General features: G+C 56.6%; 18 protein-coding genes. 15 read left to right on the forward strand and 3 right to left on the reverse strand.

Annotated features, from left to right (window positions below):
- Positions 1–135: 135 nt before the first annotated feature.
- Complete coding sequence (locus F3J36_RS12925) at positions 136–990, reverse strand: SDR family oxidoreductase (protein WP_166719829.1); 855 nt, start codon at positions 988–990, stop codon at positions 136–138.
- Positions 991–1,090: 100 nt separating this feature from the next.
- Here F3J36_RS12925 and F3J36_RS12930 point away from each other — a divergent pair, with 100 nt between their 5' ends.
- Positions 1,091–1,462 (forward strand): helix-turn-helix domain-containing protein, encoded by a 372-nt coding sequence (locus tag F3J36_RS12930; protein WP_021507610.1) that lies wholly within the window; start codon positions 1,091–1,093, stop codon positions 1,460–1,462.
- Between the two features lie 22 nt (positions 1,463–1,484).
- Here F3J36_RS12930 and yghX read toward each other — a convergent pair whose 3' ends face one another.
- Complete coding sequence (gene yghX, locus F3J36_RS12935; protein WP_166719830.1) at positions 1,485–2,375, reverse strand: YghX family hydrolase; 891 nt, start codon at positions 2,373–2,375, stop codon at positions 1,485–1,487.
- A gap of 568 nt (positions 2,376–2,943) precedes the next feature.
- Between yghX and F3J36_RS12940 the strand changes: the two genes are divergently transcribed.
- The 7 genes from F3J36_RS12940 (at position 2,944) to nhaR (ending at position 9,393) form a co-directional block, all read left to right on the forward strand.
- Positions 2,944–4,368, forward strand: coding sequence for a cytochrome ubiquinol oxidase subunit I (locus F3J36_RS12940; RefSeq protein ID WP_166719831.1), 1,425 nt, complete (start codon positions 2,944–2,946; stop codon positions 4,366–4,368).
- Positions 4,369–5,373, forward strand: a complete 1,005-nt coding sequence (cydB, locus tag F3J36_RS12945; protein WP_021507607.1) for a cytochrome d ubiquinol oxidase subunit II — start codon at positions 4,369–4,371, stop codon at positions 5,371–5,373. It begins immediately after the preceding gene.
- Between the two features lies 1 nt (position 5,374).
- Positions 5,375–5,542 carry a DUF2474 domain-containing protein gene (locus F3J36_RS12950; RefSeq protein WP_021507606.1) on the forward strand — a complete coding sequence of 56 codons (168 nt, stop codon included), beginning with the start codon at positions 5,375–5,377 and terminating at the stop codon, positions 5,540–5,542.
- Between the two features lie 288 nt (positions 5,543–5,830).
- Positions 5,831–6,697, forward strand: coding sequence for a helix-turn-helix domain-containing protein (locus tag F3J36_RS12955; RefSeq protein WP_058780419.1), 867 nt, complete (start codon positions 5,831–5,833; stop codon positions 6,695–6,697).
- Positions 6,698–6,948: 251 nt separating this feature from the next.
- Positions 6,949–7,092: a hypothetical protein gene (locus F3J36_RS12960; protein ID WP_164861030.1), complete on the forward strand. Its 144-nt coding sequence runs from the start codon at positions 6,949–6,951 to the stop codon at positions 7,090–7,092.
- 190 nt (positions 7,093–7,282) lie between these two features.
- The gene (nhaA, locus tag F3J36_RS12965) at positions 7,283–8,461 is read left to right on the forward strand and encodes a Na+/H+ antiporter NhaA (RefSeq protein WP_166719832.1); all 1,179 of its coding nucleotides are present in this window, start codon (positions 7,283–7,285) and stop codon (positions 8,459–8,461) included.
- A 29-nt stretch (positions 8,462–8,490) separates the two neighbouring features.
- Positions 8,491–9,393, forward strand: a complete 903-nt coding sequence (gene nhaR / locus F3J36_RS12970; protein WP_166719833.1) for a transcriptional activator NhaR — start codon at positions 8,491–8,493, stop codon at positions 9,391–9,393.
- A 51-nt stretch (positions 9,394–9,444) separates the two neighbouring features.
- Here the strand turns inward: nhaR and rpsT are convergent, their stop codons facing one another.
- Positions 9,445–9,708 (reverse strand): 30S ribosomal protein S20, encoded by a 264-nt coding sequence (gene rpsT, locus F3J36_RS12975; RefSeq protein ID WP_013507813.1) that lies wholly within the window; start codon positions 9,706–9,708, stop codon positions 9,445–9,447.
- Between the two features lie 319 nt (positions 9,709–10,027).
- Between rpsT and ribF the strand changes: the two genes are divergently transcribed.
- The 7 genes from ribF to carA all read left to right on the forward strand — a co-directional run bounded on the left by ribF (position 10,028) and on the right by carA (position 18,385).
- Positions 10,028–10,966 (forward strand): bifunctional riboflavin kinase/FAD synthetase, encoded by a 939-nt coding sequence (gene ribF, locus F3J36_RS12980; protein WP_058774845.1) that lies wholly within the window; start codon positions 10,028–10,030, stop codon positions 10,964–10,966.
- Between the two features lie 27 nt (positions 10,967–10,993).
- Entirely contained in the window at positions 10,994–13,813 is a 2,820-nt protein-coding gene (ileS, locus tag F3J36_RS12985) for an isoleucine--tRNA ligase (RefSeq protein ID WP_088516070.1), read from the forward strand.
- Positions 13,813–14,313: a signal peptidase II gene (gene lspA / locus F3J36_RS12990; protein ID WP_021507598.1), complete on the forward strand. Its 501-nt coding sequence runs from the start codon at positions 13,813–13,815 to the stop codon at positions 14,311–14,313. The genes ileS and lspA overlap by 1 nt, the downstream gene beginning before the upstream one ends.
- Positions 14,314–14,322: 9 nt before the next feature.
- Complete coding sequence (fkpB, locus tag F3J36_RS12995; RefSeq protein WP_021507597.1) at positions 14,323–14,793, forward strand: FKBP-type peptidyl-prolyl cis-trans isomerase; 471 nt, start codon at positions 14,323–14,325, stop codon at positions 14,791–14,793.
- Positions 14,774–15,727 (forward strand): 4-hydroxy-3-methylbut-2-enyl diphosphate reductase, encoded by a 954-nt coding sequence (gene ispH, locus F3J36_RS13000; RefSeq protein WP_021507596.1) that lies wholly within the window; start codon positions 14,774–14,776, stop codon positions 15,725–15,727. The genes fkpB and ispH overlap by 20 nt, the downstream gene beginning before the upstream one ends.
- Before the next feature lie 223 nt (positions 15,728–15,950).
- Positions 15,951–16,766 (forward strand): 4-hydroxy-tetrahydrodipicolinate reductase, encoded by an 816-nt coding sequence (gene dapB, locus F3J36_RS13005; protein WP_166719834.1) that lies wholly within the window; start codon positions 15,951–15,953, stop codon positions 16,764–16,766.
- Between the two features lie 470 nt (positions 16,767–17,236).
- Complete coding sequence (carA, locus tag F3J36_RS13010; RefSeq protein WP_031279710.1) at positions 17,237–18,385, forward strand: glutamine-hydrolyzing carbamoyl-phosphate synthase small subunit; 1,149 nt, start codon at positions 17,237–17,239, stop codon at positions 18,383–18,385.
- Positions 18,386–18,395 lie beyond the last annotated feature (10 nt).

Here is an 18,395-nt window from a genome sequence, read left to right on the forward strand (position 1 = left end):
ATAAGAAAATCGTCAGTGATGACGGCAAAAAAGCGGGAAGAGGTTGATCATTTGATGGCAAACGAGACGGGGAAAAGAGGGCTTTTCGTCGCCCTCACCCCGGATTTCACCGCAGGTGAGGGCACCATCAGCGCCTTACTTTGCCAGCGTGGCCTTAATTACCGCGGCGAACGGTGTGGTCGGGCGGCCAATGAGTTTGCTGAGCGTGTGGCTGTCGTCGAACAGGGCACCCTGAGCGGCACCGGCGTCGGAATCCGCCAGCAGTTCGGCCAGCGGCGCGGGTAAACCGGCTCCGATCAGCGCCGCGCTGAATTCCGCAGGCGGCAGGTTAACGTACTCCACCTGTTCGCCGGACTGGCGGGCGATCTCCGCACTGAATTCTGCCAGCGTATAGCTGTCATCGCCGGCCAGTTCATACACTTTGCCGGCCTGATCGTCACGGCTGATCACCTCTGCCGCCGCGGCAGCATAATCCTCGCGCGCCGCCGACGCGATGCGCCCGTTGCCCGCCGCGCCGATAAAGGCATGATGCGCTAACGCCGGTGCGATGCTGGCCGCATAGTTTTCGCTGTACCAGCCGTTACGCAGCAGGGCATAAGGGATGCCTGAAGCCTGCAGCAGCGCTTCGGTGGCGCGGTGTTCGACGCCCAGACCCAGCGGCGAGGTATCGGCATGCAGCAGACTGGTATACGCGATAAATGACACGCCCGCCGCTTTGGCGGCATCAATCACCGCCCGATGCTGGGCCTCGCGCTGGCCCACTTCGCTGGAGGAGATCAGCAGCACTTTCTGCACGCCGGCAAAGGCGCTGTGCAGCGTCTGTGGCTGGTTGTAATCCGCGGTACGCAGCGCGACGCCGAGCGCCTGCAGGTCCTGCGCCTTTTCCGGTGAACGTACCACCGCGATGATCTCGCTGGCCGGTACTTTCTTCAGCAAGTCATTAATCACTAAACGGCCCAGTTGGCCAGTGGCTCCGGTAATCGCAATCATGGTGTTTTCCTCAGGTTGAACTGGTATGGAAACAGCCTACGAGATAAACTAACTTTTAGTAAGTACTTACAGATTTGTTAGTTTGAGCGGAGTGATGTAAATGGCTGAAAACCTGAGTGATAAATTTTCCCGTGGTGAATTGCTCAATGTGAACTGCCCGTCACGTGAAGTGTTAAAACGGATTACCAGCCGCTGGAGTGTGCTGGTGTTACTGGCGCTGCGCGCTGAGACGCTGCGCTTCAGCGAACTGCGCCGCCGGATTGGTGGCATCAGTGAACGCATGCTGGCGCAGACGCTGCGCTACATGGAAGAGGATGGCTTCATTGAGCGTATCGCCTATGAAGTGGTGCCGCCGCACGTGGAGTACCGGCTGACGGCGCTGGGCCATGAGGTGGAAGGGCAGGTCATTGGCCTCGCCGACTGGCTGGAAAGCAATGTCCACCGCATCATTAAAGCGCCGCAGACAGCGTGAGTGCCGTCGCGGCGCGCCAGGCTCAGGCGTGCAAATATTTCTCAAACCAGCCGAGTGTGCGACCCCATGCGAGGTCGGCGGCAGCTTTGTCATAGCGTGGCGTTGAGTCGTTGTGAAAGCCGTGATTCACGCCGGGATAAATATACGCTTCATAGGTTTTGTGGCTGGCTTGCAGGGCGGCTTCATAGGCTGGCCAGCCTTCGTTGATGCCTTTATCCAGCGCGGCATAGTGCAGCAGCAGCGGCGCCTGAATGCGCGCCACATCTTCCGCTTTTGGCTGGCGGCCGTAGAACGGCACGGCGCAGGCCAGCTCAGGAAACGCCACTGCCGCCGCATTGGCCACGCCGCCGCCATAACAGAAGCCGGTGATGCCGACCTTGCCGTTCCCCTCGGGATGCTGCATCAGGAAATCGACTGCCGCGAAGAAATCGTTCATCAGTTTGGTCGGGTCGGCTTTGGCCTGCATCGCACGGCCCTCTTCATCATTGCCCGGATAGCCGCCCAGCGAACTTAAGCCATCCGGCGCCAGCGCAACATAGCCCGCTTTGGCGACCCGTCTCGCCACGTCTTCAATGTAAGGGTTCAGGCCGCGATTCTCGTGTACCACCACCACGGCACCCAGCTTGCCGCTGGCGTGAGTCGGGCGCACCCGATAAGCGCGTACCTCGCCATGTCCCTGGGGCGACGGGTAGTGAATGTATTCGGCGTTGATATCAGGGTCGGTAAACGACACCTGCTCTGCCAGCGCATAATTGGGGCTCATGGCGCTGAGCAGGGTGGCTCCGGTCATGCCGGCGATGGTGAACTTCGCGGCCAGCGAGAGAAACTCGCGCTTGCTGATGCGACCGTGCGCATAGTAGTCATAAAGCTCAAGCAGTTCCTGGGGAAAATCCTGGGCGGTAAGACGGGTCATAACCTCTCCTTCGCTGATTAACCGGACTGTGCTGCTTTAACAAAGCACAGCCTGACGCCGCTGGCAAATGCCATGCCCCAGCGGGTTAATGCGCGATGGCTCACAGAATGTCACCGAAAGGCAGCAAATTAATTTCTTTTTGGTCTATAAAAATTATCTTTTAATTAACAAAGTTTCTTTCTGGCGACTGTGCAGGAAATTTTACAGCGTAACGTAACGGTGCGGTCATCTGCCGTTTTGTCTGGCGCACTAATTAACAGCTAAATTAGCCAGTTACCAGATTAACGCCTTTTCCTCTCGCTCTGCTTAATAACAAGATTGTCACAACAAATCACGGACTTTAACCTTAACTTAGTGATTTTAAACAAGTAGTTTCTGGTGAAAACAATGATCGAAATCAAAAAATACTGTTATAGTTTTAGCCATTCCCACTGTTTCTTTTTGTTCTCGCCGCTTGCCTTACAATTGGCGTGAATCTCTTCCGACGTCACGAAATAATAATTTTGTGCGTCAAACTTGTTAATTATAAGTAAAAATTCGGTGTAATCTTGTGGCAAAGAGGTAAGCAATGTTTGGATTAGATGCCTTCCACCTGGCCAGGATTCAGTTCGCCTTTACTGTTTCCTTCCATATTATTTTCCCGGCCATCACCATCGGTCTCGCCAGTTTCCTGGCGGTGCTCGAAGGCATGTGGCTGAAAACCCGTAACGAGACCTATCGCGATCTCTACCACTTCTGGTCCAAAGTCTTTGCCGTTAACTTCGGTATGGGCGTGGTGTCCGGACTGGTGATGGCGTATCAGTTTGGTACCAACTGGAGTGGCTTCTCGCAGTTTGCCGGCAGTATTACCGGTCCGCTGCTGACCTATGAAGTACTCACCGCCTTCTTCCTTGAAGCGGGCTTCCTCGGCGTGATGCTGTTTGGCTGGAACCGCGTTGGGCCGGGCCTGCACTTCTTTGCCACCTGCATGGTTGCGCTCGGTACCATCATCTCGACCTTCTGGATCCTCGCGTCCAACAGCTGGATGCATACCCCGCAGGGTTACATCATTGAGAATGGCATCGTGGTGCCGCAGGACTGGTTTAAGATTGTCTTTAACCCGTCGTTCCCGTACCGCCTGTTCCATATGTCGGTGGCGGCCTTCCTCGCCAGCGCCTTCTTTGTTGGCGCGTCTGGCGCGTGGCATATGCTGCGCGGTAACGATAACCCGGCAATCCGCAAAATGTTCTCCATGGCTCTGTGGATGGCACTGATCGTTGCGCCGATTCAGGCGATGATCGGCGATGCGCACGGCCTGAATACCCTTGAGCATCAGCCGGCAAAAATTGCGGCAATTGAAGGTCACTGGGAAAACCCGCCGGGGGAAGCGACGCCGCTGATTCTGTTTGGTATTCCGGATATGGATGAAGAGCGCACCAAATATGCGCTGGAAGTGCCGTACCTCGGCAGCCTGATTTTGACCCACAGCCTGGACAAACAGGTCCCGGCGCTGAAGAGCTTCCCGAAAGAGGACCGCCCGAATTCGCTGGTGATTTTCTGGTCGTTCCGCGTCATGGTGGCGATGGGCCTGCTGATGATCACCCTCGGCGTGCTGAGCCTGTGGCTGCGTTACAAAAAGCGGCTGTATAACTCCCGGCCGTTCCTGTGGTTCGCCCTGCTGATGGGACCGTCTGGCCTGATCGCCATTCTTGCCGGCTGGTTTACCACGGAAATTGGTCGTCAGCCATGGGTGGTGTACGGCGTGCAGCGCACCATTGATGCGGTGTCGGCGCATGGTGATTTGCATATGAGCATCAGCCTGCTGGCCTTCATCCTCGTCTATTCGTCGGTGTTTGGTGTCGGCTACGTTTACATGATGCGCCTGATTAAGAAAGGTCCGCTGACCGGCGAGGGTAAAGATGTGCGCCACGGTGGTCCGGGGCAGGATAAAACACCTGCGCGTCCGCTTTCTGCGGCCCATGAGAGTCTGAACGAACCGCAGGAGGGTAAATAAATGATCGATTTCTCCATTATCTGGTTCGCCATTATCGTGTTCGCCACCCTGATGTATATCGTGATGGATGGCTTCGATCTTGGCATCGGTATCCTGTTCCCGTTCAATAAAGATGCCGTTGAGCGCGACATGATGGTGAATACCGTTGCGCCGGTCTGGGATGGCAACGAAACCTGGCTGGTGCTGGGCGGTGCCGGTCTGTACGGTGCGTTCCCGCTGGCCTATTCGGTGATTGCTGACGCGCTGGCCATTCCGCTCACCGCGATGCTGATTGGCCTGATTTTCCGTGGCGTGGCGTTTGAGTTCCGCTTTAAGGCCACGGAAGAACACCGCGCGTTCTGGGATAAATCATTTATCGCCGGTTCACTGCTGGCGACCTTCAGTCAGGGCGTTGCGGTCGGTGCGATTATCGACGGCTTCCCGGTGAAAGGGCGCGAGTTCGCCGGCTCGGCGCTGGACTGGCTGGCGCCGTTCCCGCTGTTCTGCGGCGTCGGTCTGGTGGTGGCGTACGCACTGCTGGGCTGTACCTGGCTGATCATGAAAACCGAGCATGAGCTGCACCGTAAGATGTCCGCGCTGGCGACGCCGCTGGTGATCGCGCTGCTGCTGATTGTCGGCATTATCAGCCTGTGGACGCCATTCACCCACGATGCGATTGCGCACCGCTGGTTCAGCCGTCCTAACCTGTTCTGGTTCCTGCCGGTGCCGGTGCTGGTGCTGCTGTGTTCGTGGGGCATCGTGCGCGCCATCAAGCGTGAGGCGCACTACTCGCCGTTCCTGCTGACGCTGGCGCTGGTGTTTCTCGGCTTCTCCGGCCTGGGTATTAGCGTGTGGCCGCACATCATTCCGCCGTCGATCACCATCTGGGACGCCGCGTCACCGCCGCAGAGCCAGGCCTTTATGCTGGTCGGTAGCTTACTGATTATTCCGGTGATTCTGGGTTACACCTTCTGGAGTTACTACGTGTTCCGCGGAAAAATCAAAGCCGACGAAGGATACCACTGAGATGCAAACCGAGGTCAGCAATATGAACAACCCCACTGAAACGAAAGCCCCCTGGTGGAAGCGCGTGCTGTGGTTAGTAATCATCTACGGCGCAAGCGTGCTGGCACTGGGCGTGGTGGCATCACTGTTTCGTATGATGATGACGGCAGCGGGCATGCGTTCGCACTGAGTGGTCGATGAGGGCAGGCACGCCTGCCCGGTGTTATCGGGCGCCATTAATAGCGCCCCTGCGGGTACGATTTACAGGGTGCGCATTAATGCGCACCGCTATGTGCAGGCACATCACTGCTCAACGCTGCGATGCCGTTAAGACGATAAAAGGTTAGTTACCTAAGCAATTAATGCTTTTCGCGTCTCGCTGTCTTTACTCTTCCTTACGTTATCCCTACGATTTTGTTATATTTATGTGACGGATTACGCAAAAGCACCGCCTTTCCCAACCCATTCAATTAAAAAAATGCTCAGCCTGAATCTGAAAAAACAGTACATCAACGATCTGGTGGACTGGATCGAGGCCAATCTGACCGACGAGCTCAACATCGATCTGATTACCCTGAAATCCGGTTACTCCAAGTGGCACATGCAGCGCATGTTCAAAGAGATGACCGGCCAGACGCTGGCCTCGTACACGCGCAAACGTCGTCTGACGCTCTCTGCCATGGCGCTGCGCCTGACCAGCATGCCGCTTATTGATATCGCCGTGCGGTTTGGCTTTGATAATCAGCAAAACTTTACCCGGGTGTTTAAAAGCCACTTCGCCATGACGCCAGGCGCTTATCGCCGCATTCCTGAGATGCAGATGAAAGACTTCCACAGCCGCATCTCCACCCAGCGGCAGTGGGTGAGTGCGCGCCTGGCAGAGAAGCCGGAGCTGAAGCTGTGCGGAGAAGTGATCGAGTGGGAGTGCCGCTTCGGCGAATACATTGACCACCATAATCACGTGGTGGCGCAGCATACACGTGATTTCATCGCCTTCGCCGGCCAGCATGTGCAGCGTGGCTGGCTCGGTTTCCAGTTCAGCCCGGGGGTTAACTCCAGCGATCAGCAGCATATTAGCCTGTTCCAGGCGCTGGAGAGCCAGTATGCCGACGTGCTGACCGGCAATGTACAGAACTGGACCGGTGAAAGCGGACTGTATGCGGAGATTGACTGGCACGGCGCGCCGGAAGAGATCAATGCGTTCACCGCAGAGGTGTACTACAACCATCTGCCTGCGCTCGGCGTGGCGCGGCGGCCGGGCAAGGATCTGATTAAGCTCGATCTCCGCTACAGCACGCCGGATCTGCTGCAGGGCACCTTTTACATTCCGGTTAAAGTCGGATAATGCATAAATCGTGCGGTAAACTGTGATAAACCGCACGATTTTATAAATTCCTGCGCCTGAGTGGCGTAAAATCCTTCACTGAAACCTGACTGACCGTGGAAAACACTGTTTGCCACCTCTCAGGCTGGATCATCACCTGCATGCCTGGTCCATTCCGGACCGTTATAGTGAAAAGACAAAAAATTATGCGACTTCTACCGTTGTTACTTTCAACAGCGCTTGTGGCGTTTTCCGCGCTGGCAAGTGCCCAGATGGCTGAGCCTTTCTCACCGCCAGGCGGTCTGCATCCGCATCAGCCTCACTGCGCCCAGCATGAGATTGCCGGCGATAATGCGCTGCCACAGCAGCGTACGGATGACGTGACGCTGCTGACCTGCACTAACCACCAGGCCTGACGGCGCGCTACCTGCTTAGTGACCAGCGCCGTATTGCATCCGACCGCTTTCAGCCTCTCCCTCCGCTGCAATACGCCCGGCCTGGCGAATCACTCGAAAATCCCGAGCAATAAACGAGACATAAGCTGCTTTTAACGAGGTGTTACAGCGGCTAAACTTCTCCACCAAATGTCTCTGCTCAGGAGGAGTTGTGAACAAACCCCGTAGTATTCGAAGCTTGCTGAAAAGCTTTATCGAAAGTGACGCCAGCAACGGCATGGTGCTGATTCTGGCGGCGGTGGCGGCGATGGTGCTGGCCAATAATGCCACCACCGCGCAGGGCTATCAAAACCTGCTGGCGGAGCCGGTACAGATTCGCTTCGGCGCGCTGGATATCAGCAAAAACCTGCTGCTGTGGATTAACGATGCGCTAATGGCGCTGTTCTTTCTGCTGATTGGCCTCGAAGTGAAGCGCGAACTGATCAGCGGCGAGCTGGCCAGCCGCGATCGCGCCATCTTCCCGGTGATTGCTGCGCTGGGCGGCATGGTTGCGCCGGCGCTCATTTTCCTGCTGTTCAATCATGATAACGAGGTAGCCCGCAACGGCTGGGCAATTCCCACGGCCACCGATATCGCCTTTGCGCTCGGCGTGCTGGCGCTGCTCGGCAGCCGGGTACCGGCGGCGCTGAAAGTGTTCCTGATGGCGCTGGCGATCATTGATGACCTCGGTGCCATCGTAATTATTGCGCTGTTCTATACCAGCGATCTGTCAGTGCTGTCGCTGAGCGTGGCGGGTGGCGCTATCGTGCTGCTGGCGATCCTCAATCGCTGCGGTGTGCGCAACATCGCGGTGTATATGCTGGTGGGCGTGGTGCTGTGGACCGCGGTTCTGAAGTCCGGCGTGCATGCCACGCTGGCGGGCGTCGTGGTAGGCTTCTTTGTGCCGCTGGAGGAGAAAGAGGGACACTCACCGGCTGAGCACCTGGCGCACGGACTGATGCCGTGGGTGAACTGGCTGATCCTGCCGCTGTTCGCGTTCGCCAACGCCGGCATCTCGCTCAGCGGCATCACCTTTGGCGATGTGCTGTCGCCGGAGCCGCTTGGCATTATCCTCGGTCTGCTGATTGGTAAACCGTTAGGTATCACGCTGTTCTGCTGGCTAGCGGTGAAGCTGCGGCTGGCGGCGTTGCCAGGCAGCACCACCATTCGCGACATTATGGCCATCGGCGTGCTGTGCGGTATCGGCTTTACCATGTCGATCTTCATCAGTTCGCTGGCGTTTGATGCCGCGCATGAACAGCTGGTGACGTTCTCGAAGCTGGGCATTCTTAGCGGTTCACTGCTGTCGGCGGTGATAGGTTACACGCTGCTGCGCATCAAACTGCGCTAATAAGGAGAGGCGCAAGCCTCCTTTATGGTATGAATCAGCTCAATTTTAATCATCTCTACTACTTCTGGCAGGTGTGCAAAACCGGTTCGGTGGTGCGCGCCGCTGAAGTGCTGTGCCTCACGCCGCAGACCGTAACCGGCCAAATCAAAGCGCTGGAAGAGCAGCTGGATGGCGTGCTGTTTCGCCGTCAGGGGCGCGGCCTGGTGCCCACCGAGCTGGGGCAGCTGGTGTTCCGCTATGCCGATCGCATGTTTATGCTCAGCCAGGAAATGCTTGATATCGTTAACTACCGCAAGGAGTCGCATCTGCTGTTTGATGTTGGCGTGGCGGATGCGCTGTCAAAACAGCTGGTGAGTAAGGTGCTGGAAACGGCGGTGATGGCCGGCGAGAAAATTCAGCTGCGCTGCTTTGAATCAACGCATGAAATGCTGCTGGAGCAGCTCAGCCAGCATAAGCTGGATATGATCCTCTCCGACTGCCCGATAGATTCAACCCAGCAGGCCGGGCTGTTTTCGGTCAAGCTCGGCGAATGCCCGGTTAGCTTCTGGTGTAATGCGCCACTGCCTGAGCTGCCGTTTCCGGCCTGTCTGGAGCAGCGGCGCCTGCTGTTGCCCGGCCGGCGTTCGATGCTGGGGCGCAAGCTGCTGAACTGGATCCACAGCCAGGGGTTACAGGTTGAGATTCTCGGTGAATTTGATGATGCGGCGCTGATGAAGGCGTTTGGCGCGCAGAATAATGCGATCTTTGTCGCACCGACGCTGTACGGAGATGACGTCTATCGTGACGATAGCGTGCGCGAGATCGGCAGGCTGGAGACGGTGATGGAGGAGTATCACGTTATTTTTGCCGGGCGCATGATTCAGCATCCGGCGGTGCAGAGCATCTGCCATCGCGACTTCAGCGCGCTGTTCAGCCACGGATCGCAGGCATAAAAAAACCGGCGAAGCGCCGGTTCTTTTAACAAAGCGATAAACAGACGGCGATTAAGCCAGTTTGTTGATCTGAGCAGTCAGGTTTGCTTTATGACGTGCAGCTTTGTTTTTGTGGATCAGACCTTTAGCAGCCTGACGGTCCACGATTGGTTGCATTTCGTTGAATGCGTTCTGCGCAGCAGCTTTGTCGCCGGTTGCGATAGCCGCGTATACTTTCTTGATGAAAGTACGCATCATAGAACGATTGCTCGCGTTATGCTTGCGACGTTTCTCAGATGTTACGGCGCGTTTCTTAGCTGATTTGATATTAGCCAAGGTCCAACTCCCAAATGTGTTCTATATGGACAAATCAAAGGCCGAGGACTATGCCTTTTGCGCCTTCTTTTGTCAATGGATTTGTGCAATAAAGCGTCGTTTTAACCACGACACCCGCTTACGTAATTGATGGCGCAAGATTCTACCAGCAACACCGCGCTGAATACAGTATTTCGCAACAAAATTGTTGTGATGGGGCCGGAGCCGCCAGCCAGCGGGCGCCTGACGCTGAATCAGGCGCAGGAAAGGCACGCAGACGGGTTAACCTGAACGCTATTCAAGGGTATAATCCGCCGATTTCCACCGGTTTGAGTCAGCCATGAAGTTTATCCGCGGTATTTACAATCTGAAAGAGCAGCATCGCGGCTGCGTCCTGACCATTGGTAATTTTGACGGCGTGCATCGCGGCCACCAGGCGCTGATGGCGGAGTTAATTGCCGAAGGACGTAAACGCAACCTGCCGGTGGTGGTGATGCTGTTTGAGCCACAGCCGCTGGAGCTGTTTGCCGGCGACAAAGCGCCGGCGCGCCTGACGCGTCTGCGTGAAAAGCTCAAATACCTCGCACTGGCGGGCGTTGATGCCGTGGTGTGCGTGCGCTTCGATCGCCGTTTTGCGGCACACTCAGCACAAAGCTTTATCAGCGAACTGCTGGTCGACAAGCTCAATGTGAAATTCCTCGCAGTGGGGGATGATTTCCGCTTTGGCGCTGGTCGCCAGGGGGATTTCCTGTTATTACAGAAAGCCGGTGCGGAGTATGGCTTTGAGGTCATCAGCACCCAGACCTATTGTGATGGCGGCAAACGTATCAGCAGTACGGCGGTACGTCAGGCGCTGGCGCAGGACGATTTTGCTCAGGCGCAGCAGCTGCTCGGTCATCCGTTCAGTATTTCTGGCCGCGTGGTGCACGGTGATGCACTGGGACGCACCATTGGTTTCCCGACCGCCAATCTCCCGCTTCGTCGCACCGTGACGCCGGTAAAAGGTGTCTTTGCGGTTGAAGTGCTGGGGCTGGGCGAGCAGCCGATTCCCGGCGTGGCAAACATTGGTACGCGCCCGACGGTAAAAGGTCTGCGTCAGCAGCTTGAAGTTCACCTGCTCGACACACATATGAATCTTTATGGGCGCCACATTGAGGTGGTGCTGAAGCAGAAGATTCGCGACGAACAGCGTTTCGCTTCGCTGGACGCGCTGAAAGAACAAATTGCGAAAGATGTGGTGACGGCCCGCCAATTTTTTGGGCTAAAAACACCGGTTTAATGACCGAAATACGGAACCGAGAATCTGATGAGTGACTATAAATCTACCCTGAATTTGCCGGAAACGGGGTTCCCGATGCGTGGCGATCTGGCTAAACGCGAACCGGGAATGCTGCAACGTTGGTATGATGACAACCTGTACGGCATCATCCGCGCAGCCAAAAAAGGGAAAAAAACCTTTATCCTGCATGATGGCCCTCCGTATGCGAACGGCAGCATTCATATTGGTCACTCAGTTAACAAGATTCTGAAAGATATTATCGTTAAGTCGAAAGGCATGGCGGGCTTTGACTCGCCGTATGTTCCCGGCTGGGACTGCCACGGCTTACCGATTGAGCACAAAGTTGAGCAGATGATTGGCAAGCCGGGCGAGAAAGTCAGCGCAGCTGAATTCCGCGCAGCCTGCCGCAACTACGCGGCGGAGCAGGTTGAAGGCCAGAAGAAGGACTTCATCCGTCTTGGCGTGCTCGGCGACTGGGATCGTCCTTATCTGACCATGAATTTCCAGACCGAAGCCAACATCATTCGCGCGCTGGGCAAGATCATCGGTAATGGCCATCTGCACAAAGGCGCCAAGCCGGTGCACTGGTGTATGGACTGCCGTTCCGCGCTGGCGGAAGCGGAAGTGGAGTATTACGACAAAACCTCACCTTCTATCGACGTGATGTTTAACGCGCTGGACGCCGATGCGGTACGCGCGAAGTTTGGCGTTGCGGCGTCGGAAGGCCCGGTTTCACTGGTTATCTGGACCACCACGCCGTGGACCATGCCGGCAAACCGCGCCATCTCGCTGCATCCGGAATTCGACTACCAGCTGGTGCAGATTGCCGGCCGCAGCCTGATCCTCGCGAAAGATTTGGTGGAATCGGTGCTGAAACGCGCAGGCATCAGTGAGTGGCAGGTGCTGGGCGAATGCAAAGGCGCCGCGCTGGAGCTGCAGCTGTTCCAGCATCCGTTCCTTGAGCAGATCCAGTCAAAAGTGGTGCTGGGTGAGCACGTCACGCTGGACGCCGGTACCGGTGCGGTGCACACCGCGCCAGGCCACGGTCCGGATGACTATGTGATCGGCCAGAAATACGGCATCGAAACCGCTAACCCGGTCGGGCCGGACGGCGCGTATCTGCCGGGCACCTATCCAACCCTGGATGGCGTTAACGTATTTAAAGCCAACGACATGATCGTTGCGCTGCTGCAGGAGAAAGGCGCGCTGCTGCACGTGGAAAAACTGCTGCACAGCTATCCGCACTGCTGGCGTCATAAAACGCCAATCATCTTCCGGGCTACGCCGCAGTGGTTTATCAGCATGGATCAGAAAGGCCTGCGTGCGCAGTCGCTGAAAGAGATCAAAGGTGTGCAGTGGATCCCGGACTGGGGCCAGGCGCGTATCGAAGCGATGGTCGCTAACCGTCCGGACTGGTGCATCTCGCGTCAGCGCACCTGGGGCGTGCCGATGGCGCTGTTCGTCCATAAAGAGAGCGAGCAGCTGCACCCGGATACGCTGGAGCTGATGGAGAAAGTGGCGCAGCGCGTCGAGCAGGACGGTATTCAGGCGTGGTGGGATCTCGATCCGCGCGATCTGATGGGCGATGACGCCGATCACTACGTCAAAGTGCCGGATACCCTCGACGTCTGGTTTGACTCCGGATCGACCAGCTTCTCGGTAGTGGATGCGCGTCCGGAATTTGACGGGCACGCACCGGATATGTATCTGGAAGGCTCGGATCAGCATCGCGGCTGGTTCATGTCGTCGCTGATGATCTCCACGGCGATGAAAGGCAAAGCGCCTTACCGTCAGGTACTGACTCACGGCTTCACCGTCGACGGTCAGGGCCGCAAAATGTCGAAATCAATCGGCAACACCGTGGCACCGCAGGACGTGATGGACAAGCTGGGCGCGGATATTCTGCGTCTGTGGGTGGCTTCAACCGACTACTCCGGTGAGATGGCGGTATCCGACGAAATCCTGAAAAGGGCTGCCGACAGCTATCGCCGTATCCGAAACACCGCGCGCTTCCTGCTGGCCAACCTTGCAGGCTTCAACCCGGCAACCGACTGCGTCAGCCCGGAAGAGATGGTGGTGGTGGATCGCTGGGCCGTAGGCCGTGCGCTGGCGGCACAGCAGGATATTGTGCAGTCGTACGAGAACTACGATTTCCACGAAGTGGTGCAGCGTCTGATGCACTTCTGTTCCATCGAGATGGGCTCGTTCTATCTCGACGTGATCAAAGATCGTCAGTACACCGCGAAGGGCGACAGCCTGGCGCGTCGCAGCTGCCAGACCGCGCTGTGGCATATCGCTGAAGCGCTGGTGCGCTGGATGGCGCCGATCATGTCGTTCACCGCGGATGAGATCTGGGGCTATCTGCCTGGCGAGCGTCCACAGTACGTGTTCACCGAAGAGTGGTATCAGGGCCTGTTCGGTCTGGCGCAGGATGAAGCGCTGAATGATGCGTACTGGGCAGAACTGCTGAAAGTGCGCGGTGAAGTGAACAAGGTGATTGAGCAGGCGCGCAGCGACAAACGCATCGGCGGCGCACTCGAAGCCACCGTCACGCTGTACGCCGATCCGGAACTGGCGGCGAAGCTGCAGGCGCTGGGCGATGAGCTGCGTTTCGTGCTGCTGACCTCGGGCGCGACCGTGGCGGATTATGTGACGGCCAGCGACGAAGCACAGCAGAGCGAGCTGTTAAAAGGTCTGAAAATCGCGCTACACAAAGCAGAAGGCGAGAAATGTCCGCGCTGCTGGCATTACACTACTGACGTCGGCCAGAATCCGGAGCATGCTGCGGTGTGTGGACGTTGCTACACCAACGTAGCCGGAAACGGTGAAGTGCGGAAATTTGCCTGATGAGTAAACTGTGCTCAACCGGACTGCGCTGGGTATGGCTGGTGCTGGTGGTGATCGTGGTCGATTTTGCCAGCAAGCAGTGGGTCATGAACAACATGATGCTGCATGAAACCCAGCCGCTGATGCCGTTCCTGAACCTGTTCTACGCGCACAACTATGGCGCGGCGTTCAGCTTCCTGGCAGACAAAGGCGGCTGGCAGCGCTGGTTCTTTGCCGGTATCGCCATCGCCATTGTGGTGTCGCTGCTGGTGATGATGTATCGCAATCGCGCCAGCAATAAATTAACCAACATTGCCTACGCGCTGATTATCGGCGGGGCGCTGGGTAACCTGTTTGATCGTGCCTGGCACGGCTTTGTGGTCGACTTTATCGACTTCTATGTCGGTGACTGGCACTTCGCCACCTTTAACATTGCCGACTGCGGAATCTGCATCGGTGCGGCGCTGGTGGTGCTGGAGGGCTTTCTGAGCCCGAAAGGCAAACAGGTCACGAATAAATAAGGGTAACAGATGACAGACATCGTTCAGCGCGACAGCGCGCTGCTGGTGCATTTTACACTGAAGCTGGAGGATGGCTCGACAGCTGAATCCACGCGCGCCAACGGCAAGCCTGCGCTGTTCCGTCTGGGAGATGGCAGCCTGTCGGCGGCGCTGGAGCAGGAGCTGGTCGGGCGTAAAGTGGGCGATCAGCACGCCTTTACGCTGGAGCCGGAAGACGCCTTTGGTGCTGCCAGCCCGGATCTGATCCAGTACTTCTCGCGCCGTGATTTCATCGACGCGGGCGAGCCGGAAGTCGGTGCCATCATGCTGTTCAGCGGCATGGGCGGCAGCGAGATGCCGGGCGTGATTCGTGAAATTTCCGGTGACTCGATCACCGTCGATTTCAACCATCCGCTGGCGGGTCAGCGCATTAAATTCGAGATTGAAGTGCTGGAGATCGATCCGGTGCTGGAGGCCAGCGATGCAAATCCTGTTAGCTAACCCACGCGGTTTCTGTGCAGGCGTCGACCGCGCCATCAGCATTGTCGAGCGGGCGCTGGAGATGTATGGCGCGCCAATCTACGTGCGTCATGAAGTGGTGCATAACCGCTATGTGGTCAGCAGTCTGCGCGAGCGCGGGGCAATTTTCATTGAAGAAATCAGTGAAGTACCGGACAACGCCATCCTGATTTTCTCGGCACACGGCGTTTCCCAGGCCGTGCGGGCCGAAGCGAAAGCGCGCAGCCTCACCATGCTGTTTGACGCCACCTGTCCGCTGGTGACCAAGGTGCATATGGAAGTGGCGCGTGCCAGCCGTAAAGGCGTGGAAGCGATCCTCATCGGCCACGCCGGCCATCCGGAAGTGGAAGGCACCATGGGCCAGTACAGCAACCCGAACGGCGGTATGTATCTGGTGGAGTCGCCAGAGGATGTGTTTAAGCTGCAGGTAAAAGATGAAAACAACCTGTGCTTTATGACGCAGACTACGCTGTCGGTGGATGATACCTCGGACGTGATCGATGCGCTGCGTCAGCGCTTCCCGGCAATCATCGGACCGCGTAAGGATGATATCTGCTACGCCACCACCAACCGCCAGGAAGCCGTGCGCGTGCTGGCGCAGGATGCGGAGGTGGTTCTGGTGGTGGGCTCGAAAAACTCCTCCAACTCGAATCGTCTGGCTGAGCTGGCACAGCGTGCCGGCAAGCTGGCGAAGCTGATTGATTCTGCGGATGATATTCAGGAAGAGTGGGTCAAAGGTGTGCAGTGTATCGGCGTTACCGCCGGCGCTTCAGCTCCGGATATTCTGGTGCAGCAGGTGATTCAGCGCCTGCGTGAGCTGGGCGGCGAAGCGGCGATTGAGCTGATTGGCCGTGAAGAGAATATCGTGTTTGAAGTGCCGAAAGAGCTGCGCGTCGACGTACGCAACGTGCAGTAAGCACTTCAATTTGCTGACAGAAACAGGCCGACAATGTTCGGCCTTTTCTTTATCCTTTGTCACCTCAGCCGTGACTTCCAGCGGGCGGGATTGCTTTTACTGATAATCTATCGCGGCTGGCCTAAAATTCTTATTATCCCGTTATTATTGTGGCGTGACTGTTATCTGACCGTTAACCTGTTTACGCTTTGCATGCATAGTTTTGTATCAGGAATGAATAAATATGAATGAAATCCGCATTGCTATTGTTGGTGCGCCGGGTCGCATGGGACGCAATCTGATTCAGGCCGCACAGCAGGCGGAAGGCGTGGTGTTAGGCGCGGCGCTGGCGCGCAGCGGTTCCTCGCTGCTGGGGGCGGATGCCGGTGAACTGGCGGGAATCGGCAAAACCGGCGTACGGGTGACCGACGATCTGCGGCAGGTGGTGAATGATTTCGATGTGCTGATCGATTTCACCCGTCCGGAAGGCACGCTGGAGTATCTGGCGTTCTGCCGTCAGCATCAAAAAGCGATGGTGATTGGCACCACCGGTTTTGATGAAGCCGGTAAGGCAGCCATCCGTGAAGCGGCTGAAGAGATTGGCATCGTGTTTGCCGCGAACTTCAGCGTCGGCGTCAATCTGGTGCTTAACCTGTTACAGCAGGCGGCAAAAGTGATGGGCGACTATGCGGATATCGAGATTGTGGAAGCGCATCACCGCCATAAAGTGGATGCGCCATCAGGCACGGCGCTGGCGATGGGAGAGGCGATTGCCGACGCCATGCACTGGAAGCTGGATGAGCACGCGGTTTACGCGCGCGAAGGCCATACCGGCGAGCGCAAGGCGCAAACCATCGGCTTTGCCACCGTGCGCGCGGGCGATATTGTCGGTGAGCACACCGCGATGTTTGCGGATATCGGCGAGCGCGTAGAGATTACGCACAAGGCTTCCAGCCGTATGACCTTCGCCAACGGGGCCGTTAAGGCTGCTGCATGGTTGAAAGATAAAAAATCCGGCCTTTATGATATGCGTGATGTGCTGGATTTATCGATGTTGTGAGTGTTGTGAACCATCGTGATGTGGTTATTTCAATCGTTAAGATATTGATTGAACGGGGCAATGTTTTCATTGCCCTTTATTTTGTCTGTAAAATGGAAGTCTGATTGTTATTTTTGTTTATGATGGTTGTTTTTATGACTTATCTGCGCGTTTTTTCATGTCGGGTGGCTTTTTTTGACCATTTGGTCAAAAATTTACGCAGTCAGCCGGTGTTTTGCCATTAATTGCGTCAGGCAACCGATTATTTATCGGAGATCTCTCACTATTTTGTCGTCTTGCTTCACTTTTAACATTCAGTAGCCCGAAATATACAAAAAAATAACCGCTCAGGGTAGACAATCACCAGGTCGATCATTAGAATGCGCGCAATTTGCCAAAAATCGAGCGGTCAGGCGGTTTTTGCATTGATTCAGCGCATCATTTTGAATTAATATGCAGATATTGTGACTGTTTATTCCCTGGAGGATGTTTTGATTAAGTCAGCGCTCTTGGTTCTGGAAGACGGAACCCAATTCCACGGTCGGGCCATCGGGGCAACGGGATCGGCAGTGGGGGAGGTCGTTTTCAATACGTCAATGACCGGTTATCAAGAAATCCTCACTGATCCTTCCTATTCCCGCCAGATCGTCACCCTCACTTATCCTCATATCGGCAACGTTGGTGCCAATGCCGCCGATGAAGAATCCAGTCAAATCCATGCTCAGGGCCTCGTCATCCGCGATCTGCCGCTGATTACCAGCAACTTCCGCAGCGAAGAGAGCCTGTCAGCCTATCTGCAGCGCAACAATATTGTCGGTATCGCCGATATCGATACGCGCAAACTGACGCGCCTGCTGCGTGAGAAAGGAGCGCTGAACGGCTGCATCATCGCCGGCGACAGTCCGGATGCGGCGCTGGCGCTGCAGAAAGCCCAGGCGTTCCCGGGCCTGAAAGGCATGGACCTGGCGAAAGAAGTGACCACGGCGGAAACCTACGCGTGGCAGCAGGGGAGCTGGGCGCTGAAAGGCGGCCTACCCGAGCAGCAAAGCGCTGACGCGCTGCCGTTCCACGTGGTGGCTTATGACTACGGCGCCAAGCGCAACATTCTGCGCATGCTGGTGGATCGCGGCTGTCGCCTGACGGTTGTCCCGGCGCAAACGCCGGCTGATGAGGTGCTGGCGCTGAATCCGGACGGGATTTTCCTGTCGAATGGCCCTGGCGACCCGGAGCCGTGCGACTACGCCATCAGCGCGATTCAGGCTTTCCTGAAAACCGACATTCCGGTGTTTGGTATCTGTCTTGGCCATCAGCTGCTGGCGCTGGCCAGCGGTGCGAAAACCGTGAAGATGAAGCTTGGCCATCACGGTGGCAACCATCCGGTGAAAGATCTCGATAACAACACCGTGATGATCACCGCGCAGAACCACGGTTTTGCCGTCGATGAAACCAACCTGCCGGCTAACCTGCGCGTGACCCATGTTTCCCTGTTTGACCAGACTGTACAGGGCATTCACCGCACCGACAAACCGGCGTTCAGCTTCCAGGGACATCCGGAAGCCAGCCCAGGCCCGCACGATGCGGCGCCGCTGTTCGATCACTTTATCGAACTGATCGAAGCTTACCGTTCTAACGCGAAGTAATCAGGAGCCC

This window comes from Pantoea sp. Cy-640, from assembly GCF_011752635.1.
Taxonomy (GTDB): domain Bacteria; phylum Pseudomonadota; class Gammaproteobacteria; order Enterobacterales; family Enterobacteriaceae; genus Pantoea; species Pantoea dispersa.